Here is a 7,522-nt window from a genome sequence, read left to right on the forward strand (position 1 = left end):
GACATCCTGGAACAACGCGACGCTTACTTCCGCGACCGGCAGAACCGCACCTGGAATATGCGCGGCGTCACCAATCCGCGGCCGTTGTATTGGGACAATCCGTACTGGACCATCTACGAAAACTACCAGGATGATACCCGCAACCGCTTCTTCGGGAATGTGGCCGTCAATTACAAAATCACGCCATGGCTGAATGTAATGGGGCGTATTGCACAGGATTACTACGATGAGCTGCGGGAAGAACGCATCGCCACCGGCAGCCAGGGTGTTGCCAAATACCTGCGCAGCAACCGCTGGTTTAAGGAAACGAACCTCGACCTGTTGTTCAATGCCGATAAAGACATCGCAAACAAACTGAACCTGAAGGCATTGCTCGGCACCAACGTCCGCAAGCAGCGGATTGAGAATATTTCCGCGCAAACCAACGGCGGCCTCGTCATCCCCAAACTCTATTCCCTCGCCAACTCCGCCAGCGCCCCGGCTTCGCCGCTGGAGTACCTGGGCAGGAGGGAAGTGCAGGGCGTATTCGGTGGCGCAACATTGTCGTACAACGATATGTTGTCGCTGGACATGACCCTTCGCCGCGATGTATCTTCGACCTTGCCCAAAGACGATAATTCCTATTTCTATCCCTCGGTTTCCGCAGGATTTACTTTCAGCAAGCTCATCCCGCAGGCCACCTGGCTGAGCATCGGGAAGATCAAGGCAAACTATGCGCAGGTGGGTGCCGATGCGCCCATTTCGGCCATCCGCGACACGTATATCCAGGAAGATATCTGGGGAAGCGTGGTGCAGTTCGGCAGCCGTTCCACCAAAAACAACCAAAACCTGAAACCCGAGCGTACCGAAAGCTTTGAAGGCGGCATCGAACTGGGTTTCCTGGACAACCGTATCGGGTTGGATCTTACCGCTTATTCCACCAAAACCGTCGATCAGATCATCCCTGTGGCTACTTCCGCTTCAACGGGTTACCTGATGCGGTACATGAATGCCGGTGTTGTGGAGAATAAAGGGCTTGAAATTTCACTCACGGGAAGCCCGGTAAGAACCAGCGACTTCTCCTGGAATGTGACGGCCAACTGGTCGGCCAACAAGAACAAAGTGGTTTCGCTGCCGGATGGAACGGATAACATCCAGCTGGGCAGCTTCCAGGGCGGCGTGTCGATCAACGCGGCTGTAGGGCATCCGTTTGGCGTAGTTAGAGGGACCGATTTCGTGTATACCAACGGGCAGAAAACCGTGGATGCAGACGGATATTACATGATAAGCCCCACCACCAACAACATCATTGCCGATCCGAATCCGGACTGGATAGCGGGATTGAACAACCAGATCCGCTATAAAAACCTGTCGCTGAGCTTTTTGGTGGATATGAAGCAGGGCGGCGAGCTCTTCAGCCTGGATATGTATTATGGTTTGTCGCAAGGGATGTATGCGGAAACGGTGCCGGTGAACAGCCGCGGCGTGAATTCCCGCGAGCGCCTGGAAGACGGCGGCGGGCTTATCCTGGACGGTGTGACGGAAGACGGCAAGCAGAATGCGACGTGGGTGTGGAACGAATACGGATTGTACGGCGACGTGAAGAACCCCAACAAGGGATTTGTGTACGACGCATCTTACGTAAAGCTGCGCGAAGTCGTATTTTCCTACGCATTGCCGAAACCGTTCATTACGAAGCTTGGATTCGTGAAAGGGATTGATCTTTCCTTCATCGGGCGCAACCTCTGGATCATCCATAAAAACATGCCGTACGCCGATCCGGAAGATACCCTGGGCTCAGGGAACCTCCAGGGCTATCAAAGCGGTTCCTATCCCACCACCCGCACCTTCACCTTCAACCTGAAATGCAAATTCTGATCCACATGAGAAAGCAACTCCTTTTAATAATGCTGGCGGGCGGGATGGCTTCCTGCACCGGCGATCTTACCGGTCTGAACAACGACCTGAAAAGCCCGGAAGAAGTACCTCCCGGCACCCTGTTCGCCAATGCTTCGCGCGAGTTCATGGACGTGAACGCCGGCGCCAACCAATACATCAATGTTTTCCGGGTTATAACGCAATACTGGCAGCAAACTACCTACAACGAGGAAAGCATGTACCAGTTCGATACCCGTTCTATCAGCGGAGCCTGGTGGCGCGACCATTACTACTACACGCTGCAGAACCTGAAAGCCTGTCGTGCCATGGTATCGCTGGCCAGCGCCGATGATAAAGTAAAAAAGAACCAGATGGCGACGATCGATATCCTGGAAGTAGCGGCGTTTTACTACCTCGTAACTACCTTCGGCAATGTACCGTACAGCGAAGCGCTCAATGACGAAGTCGCTTACCCGAAATACGACGACGCTGCAGCCATCTACACCGATCTGCTGCGCCGCGTCACGGAAGCCCACGCCAGCCTGGACCCCACGGGCGGCAGCTTCGGCGCTTCCGATCTTTTGTACGGTGGCGATGTGGCGGCCTGGAAGAAATTCGCGGCTTCCTTCAAACTGAAAATGGCCTTGCTGATCGCGGACAGCGATGCAGACGCTGCCCGCACGGCGGCGGAGAATGCCATCACCAGCGGCGTGTTCACTTCTTCGGACGACGACTGCAAACTGGATTACCTGTCTGCTCCGCCTTACGCCAACCCGGTGTATGAAGAACTGGTGGAAAGCGGCCGCGCGGATTATGTCGCCAACCGCACGATCGTCGACAGCCTGAAAGCTTTTAACGATCCCCGTATTTCACGCTATTTCCAGCCGATGGCCGATGGCAGCTTCGCGGGCGCGCCTCCCGGTACAAAAGCGGACTTCGACCGGTTTTCGCCGATCGGCGAAGTATTGCATGAAGCGGAACTGCCGGGTTACCTGCTGGATTATGCGGAAGTCAGGCTGCTGATGGCGGAAGCTGCGCAGCGCGGATGGGCTACCGGCGGAACCGCGGCGGAACATTACCGGGCCGGCATTACGGCGGCGATGAAAAACTGGGGCGTGACCGATGCGGAAATCACGGATTATCTCGCACAGGGTAAAGTAGCATACGATGCGGCCAACTGGAAGAAGTGCATCGGGATACAGAAGTGGTTCGCGTATTTCAACCGCGGGCACGACGGGTGGACGGAAGTCCGCCGCCTCGATTACCCGGTATTGCCCATGCCGCAGGGAGCCATAAGCGGTTTCCCGAACCGGTATAAATTTCCCGTTTCGGAGCATAACGTCAACCGCAGGAACTACGAAAGCGCTGCGCAGGCAGTGGGTGGAGACCGCGTGGAAACGAAGCTCTGGTGGGATAAGAATTGATTTAATTATTTCTTTTCATCATAAGCATTATTTAGATTTTGGATGACAGTGACCGGAGATTTTCATCTCCGGTTTTTTTTTATTTGCCTGTTTCCGAATGGGGCGCGTCCACCGGTTTGGATTCGGGAGATCCATATTGCCGCAGCCAGATGGAAAGGATGACGATCGACGCCACGGAAAGGAATTCACTTTGCCAGTTCTGGAATGATTCGAACCAGAATTTGGGATTGGCGAGATAAGCGGCGGCGGATTCGGTGGGCAGGCCTTTGGCGGATTGTTCGAGGTTGAAATGCCCGCGGCTGCCCATGAAATGCAGCCAGAAGGAAATGATGAACAATGCAAAGAATGCGATGGACAACGAATGCTTGTACAATGCCAGCCAAACGCCGCCTTTCCTGACCGGCCAGGGCGCATCCGGTGAGGGTTTGGGCTCGCGGTCCACTTCTTCTTTCCCTTCCAGTTTTTTTGATTCAGCGGAGCCCCATTGCCGGAGCTTCACCGTTAGCACGACGTACATGCCCATCTGGAGGAATTCGCTTTCCCAGTTCTCGAAAGTGGCTTCGAAGAAATGCGGGCTGCCCAGGTAGGCTAGCAGGCCGATGGGAGGAAGTTGAAGGTCCTCCAGCTCACTGTTGAATTCCTGCCAGCCGGTGAGTGTTTGGGCGGCGAGGCAGATAAACAGCAGTAAAAGGAAAATGATGCTCAATCCGTTGCGGTGTAAAAAATGTTGTTTTTTCATGATGACTGTTCCTCCGCCTGAATAGCGTCAAAAGCATGCCATGGCCTGTAAGCGGCCGCAGATCAGGATATCGGGAATAATCCGCCGCAAAGTGTGGCGGAGGTCCACAGCTGTTGCGATTTAGGTGATGGCTGTTACCGCAAAATTTATTATCTTTCATATCCATCTGTTTTGAGCCGTTTATTTAACGAAACCATATTTGCCCACTAAATGATCCTGCATGAAGCCGAATTGTATTTGTATGCTTGTTGATGATGATGCGGATGACCAGGAGATTTTCCTTTACGCGCTGAAAGAATTGCATTCGCCGGTAACCTGCCTTTTCGCGCGGGACGGCCGTGAAGCACTGCAGAAGCTGGCGGCGGCCCAACCCAAACCCGATTACATTTTTTTGGATCTGAACATGGCGCCGATGGACGGGCGGGCATGCCTGGAGGCTTTGAAAAGCGATGCACTATTGCGCGACATTCCTGTCATCATTTACTCCACATCTTCCGACCCGCGCACCCGGGAAGAAATGATGCGCCTGGGCGCCAGCGGTTACTGGGTGAAAGATGTAAGTGTCGCAAAACTATGCGGATGGCTTAAAAAACTGCTGGAAACACCGCAGACCGTATGACGCGGCAATTTCCGGCACTATTTTTTCGCGAAAACCTAAAACATCGTTATGCTATTGGAAGACCCGGCGATAGAAGGCAGGGAAGTAGTACCCGACCAGGTAGCAGGTAACAAGACCAACGATTGCCAGATCGTTACGCTGCCAACGAAAGAAGATGCAGAACAGCTGTTCCGCGAATCGCTGGACAGGTTACTGGAAGTCAATAAATGGAAGGAAACGAGCGAGAAGCCATTGGCTGCGTTCCAGCTGTCGGATGCCGCAGGGCGGCCAGTGCAGCGGAAAGCCGCTCCCGGCGATTATATCCGGATACGCCTGCCGGGCCCGGGAAACCCCTCGGGCGAAGGCTTCGACTGGGTGGTGATAGAGGCCATCACGGAGCAGATGAATATCCGCAGCGATGCTTTGACGGTAACGATGCGCGTGAGGCCCGCTCCGCAGCCGGAGAAGCCCCGCCGCCAGGTGTCTCATTTTTTCCGCCGCTACGCTACGAGCTCGTTCATGGTGATGCTGCAGGGGCGCACGGTCAGCGCCTGCGTATTCGGCCGCAATGAGGTGCCGAACACGGAAGCAAAGGGAATCCTGACGAAGTTGCGGAACCTGGTGGTGGCGGCAACGGCCATGCTGGGGTTTTCGCATTTCCAGTGGAAGAGCCTGGTGAAAGGGATCGTCGGTATCCGGAAGTAGTTTAGCGGGCGCGGGAGAGCGCCTGCACGAAGGTTTCCATCGTTTTCTGCACGTACCACAGGCGCACGAGCTCCGGATCTTCGCCGGGGAGCTCCAGCATGAGGGTTTCTATGATCTTTTCCCCCCGCGCGATCGCAAACCACGCGAACGTTTTTTGGTCCGATTCCGGCACGGGGGAGGCGTAACCGGTGATGCCGATGCCCCAGTCGGACCGGAACATCGAACACGCACCCACGGCCATTTGCTGTGCTATTTTCGCGCTTACACAATTCACTTCCTGCGCATGGACCGGCTCGATGAGCAGGTGCCGGCATTTCTGCCCGATATTGTATGCGGTGATACCGCCCTGGAAAAAGCGCATGGCATTGGTGGCGCTGGCGAAGGCGGACTGCAGCATGCCGGCGGTAACGCTTTCGGCGACGGCTACGGTATGTTTCAGCTGGAGCAGTTTTTCGGCGGTGGCGTCAATGATAAAAGTTGTATCCATACCGTGACCGCAGAAAATAGCATGCCAGTCATTCCGCAGGTTTCCGTAGTTTGCGGTGCTTTTCAAAAGGCGATAACCCCATGCAGGACTATTTTACCCGTTTAAACGCTGCATTTCTGACCCCTGCCGGTTTTCCGGTAACCGACATCGAACCTGATCCGGAAAGCGCGGACTATGATGGCCATACCCTTCTTTGCGGGCAGGTGCGCATCAAATTCCGGAGGGCGAAGGTGACGCCGAAGAAGGCGGGGCATTTTGTGGCGTTATGGAAACGCAGTGCATCGGGGGAAACGGCGCCTTTCGATCTTGCGGATCCTTTCGATTTTTACCTGGTGGCGGTGGAGGAGGGGATTTTCTTCTTTCCCCGGGCGGCCCTGGCGGAAAACGGGGTGCTGACAACCGGGGGGCGCGAAGGGAAGCGGGGATTCCGGTTGTATGCGCCTTCGGTGGCTGCGCCGAATCCTACGGCCAGGAGGGCGCAGGCGTGGCAGGTGCGTTACTTTCACCAATGATAGATTGTTAAACCCATCTCTGTAATATTTCACATGCTGTTTTTACTTATTTTCAACGACAGTTATTTATGTCATGAATAGAATTGTACTTATTGGAAATGGGTTCGACTTGGCACATGGTATGCCAACGAGGTATAATGATTTTTTGTTGTGGTATATAAAATTTGCTTTCAATTACGCTAGTACAAATACATTTAATAGCAAACTGTTTTTAGTAAGTTTATCAACAGATGTTATAAAAGAGGGGATTTGAATGCACTTTTTGACGGAACGCTTCCTGATTATCGCGAGAATAATTTGGATGTTGTTGTACACTCTAAGTTTTTCAAGATATTATTGGAGAAGTGTCACATTCAAAACTGGGTTGAGATTGAAAATGAGTTTTACAAGGAGCTGAAACGGTTACTTGAAGCTGGAAAAAGTATCGATATTTCAAATGATTTGAATGAATTAAACATATCCATGCAAAGTATCATCGAAGCAATGCAATTATACCTAAGTGAACTAAAATGTCTAAATGAGGATCAAAGATTTGCTGAAATCTTTATGTTGCCAATTTCATTTGATGAGATTCCTGAAATAAACCAAATGAAATATGTGCTGCCCAAAGAAACACTTATCTTAAATTTCAACTATACTAATACAGTTAACCGGTATCTTAAGGAGTTAGTGAAAATACCTGGGTTATCATTTAAGGTTAACAACATACACGGAGAATTGGGTAATTATGAAAATCCTATAGTTTTTGGGTTTGGAGATGAATTGGATGAAGACTATAAATTGATGGAGAAATCGAGTACAAAAGGTTTTTTTAAGTACATTAAGTCATTTTGGTATTTCAAAACCGAGAATTATCACAATCTTATTCGATTTATACAATCTGATGATTTCCAGGTTATAATTTTAGGACATTCTTGTGGGTTGTCAGATCGTACCATGTTAAACATGATTTTCGAACATGACAACTGTAAGAGTATCAAAATATATTATCATCAGTATAGTAATAATGACAATTACACCGATTTGACCGAAGAGATTTCTCGACATTTTTCTAACAAAACGGCCATGCGTGCGAAATTGATCCCTAAACCTCTTTGTTCTCGCATGCCCCAGGCAAATCCCATTAAAAATGAAAAGCTTTCTGATAATTGAAGCCGCGGATGGAATCGAACCATCGTAGAAGGCGGGAAGCCTCTGCCT

General features: G+C 51.7%; 9 protein-coding genes. 7 read left to right on the forward strand and 2 right to left on the reverse strand.

The window, feature by feature from the left end:
• Together Q0510_RS18765 and Q0510_RS18770 are read left to right on the forward strand one after the other, a co-directional pair.
• The coding region (locus Q0510_RS18765; protein WP_298715256.1) for a TonB-dependent receptor at nucleotides 1-1,857 on the forward strand (1,857 nt) is incomplete at its 5' end.
• 5 nt (nucleotides 1,858-1,862) lie between these two features.
• A complete protein-coding gene (locus Q0510_RS18770; protein WP_298715258.1) occupies nucleotides 1,863-3,281 on the forward strand; it encodes a SusD/RagB family nutrient-binding outer membrane lipoprotein in 1,419 nt (472 codons plus the stop codon).
• 79 nt (nucleotides 3,282-3,360) lie between these two features.
• Here the strand turns inward: Q0510_RS18770 and Q0510_RS18775 are convergent, their stop codons facing one another.
• Nucleotides 3,361-4,020, reverse strand: coding sequence for a DUF6766 family protein (locus tag Q0510_RS18775; protein ID WP_298715260.1), 660 nt, complete (start codon nucleotides 4,018-4,020; stop codon nucleotides 3,361-3,363).
• Nucleotides 4,021-4,261: 241 nt separating this feature from the next.
• Here Q0510_RS18775 and Q0510_RS18780 point away from each other — a divergent pair, with 241 nt between their 5' ends.
• Nucleotides 4,262-4,639, forward strand: coding sequence for a response regulator (locus tag Q0510_RS18780; RefSeq protein ID WP_298715262.1), 378 nt, complete (start codon nucleotides 4,262-4,264; stop codon nucleotides 4,637-4,639).
• Between the two features lie 48 nt (nucleotides 4,640-4,687).
• A complete protein-coding gene (locus Q0510_RS18785) occupies nucleotides 4,688-5,323 on the forward strand; it encodes a hypothetical protein (RefSeq protein WP_298715264.1) in 636 nt (211 codons plus the stop codon).
• 1 nt (nucleotide 5,324) lies between these two features.
• Here the strand turns inward: Q0510_RS18785 and Q0510_RS18790 are convergent, their stop codons facing one another.
• Nucleotides 5,325-5,810, reverse strand: coding sequence for a CinA family protein (locus Q0510_RS18790; RefSeq protein WP_298715266.1), 486 nt, complete (start codon nucleotides 5,808-5,810; stop codon nucleotides 5,325-5,327).
• 80 nt (nucleotides 5,811-5,890) lie between these two features.
• Here Q0510_RS18790 and Q0510_RS18795 point away from each other — a divergent pair, with 80 nt between their 5' ends.
• From Q0510_RS18795 to Q0510_RS18800, 3 genes are all read left to right on the forward strand, one after another.
• Nucleotides 5,891-6,322 carry a MepB family protein gene (locus Q0510_RS18795; RefSeq protein ID WP_298715268.1) on the forward strand — a complete coding sequence of 144 codons (432 nt, stop codon included), beginning with the start codon at nucleotides 5,891-5,893 and terminating at the stop codon, nucleotides 6,320-6,322.
• 73 nt (nucleotides 6,323-6,395) lie between these two features.
• Complete coding sequence (locus Q0510_RS24900; protein WP_366941017.1) at nucleotides 6,396-6,575, forward strand: AbiH family protein; 180 nt, start codon at nucleotides 6,396-6,398, stop codon at nucleotides 6,573-6,575.
• Complete coding sequence (locus Q0510_RS18800; protein ID WP_298715269.1) at nucleotides 6,572-7,474, forward strand: AbiH family protein; 903 nt, start codon at nucleotides 6,572-6,574, stop codon at nucleotides 7,472-7,474. Before Q0510_RS24900 ends, Q0510_RS18800 begins: the two co-directional genes overlap by 4 nt.
• The last annotated feature ends 48 nt before the right edge of the window (nucleotides 7,475-7,522 follow it).

Origin of the sequence: uncultured Chitinophaga sp., assembly GCF_937874145.1 — a bacterium.
Classification (GTDB): domain Bacteria; phylum Bacteroidota; class Bacteroidia; order Chitinophagales; family Chitinophagaceae; genus Chitinophaga.

Excerpts from the sequence above, each read along its gene's own strand:
- Q0510_RS18770 (WP_298715258.1), top strand. The coding sequence starts at position 1,863 with ATGAGAAAGCAACTCCTTTTAATAATGCTGGCGGGCGGGATGGCTTCC.
- Q0510_RS18775 (WP_298715260.1), bottom strand. The coding sequence starts at position 4,020 with ATGAAAAAACAACATTTTTTACACCGCAACGGATTGAGCATCATTTTC.
- Q0510_RS18780 (WP_298715262.1), top strand. The coding sequence starts at position 4,262 with ATGCTTGTTGATGATGATGCGGATGACCAGGAGATTTTCCTTTACGCG.
- Q0510_RS18785 (WP_298715264.1), top strand. The coding sequence starts at position 4,688 with ATGCTATTGGAAGACCCGGCGATAGAAGGCAGGGAAGTAGTACCCGAC.
- Q0510_RS18790 (WP_298715266.1), bottom strand. The coding sequence starts at position 5,810 with ATGGATACAACTTTTATCATTGACGCCACCGCCGAAAAACTGCTCCAG.
- Q0510_RS18795 (WP_298715268.1), top strand. The coding sequence starts at position 5,891 with ATGCAGGACTATTTTACCCGTTTAAACGCTGCATTTCTGACCCCTGCC.
- Q0510_RS24900 (WP_366941017.1), top strand. The coding sequence starts at position 6,396 with ATGAATAGAATTGTACTTATTGGAAATGGGTTCGACTTGGCACATGGT.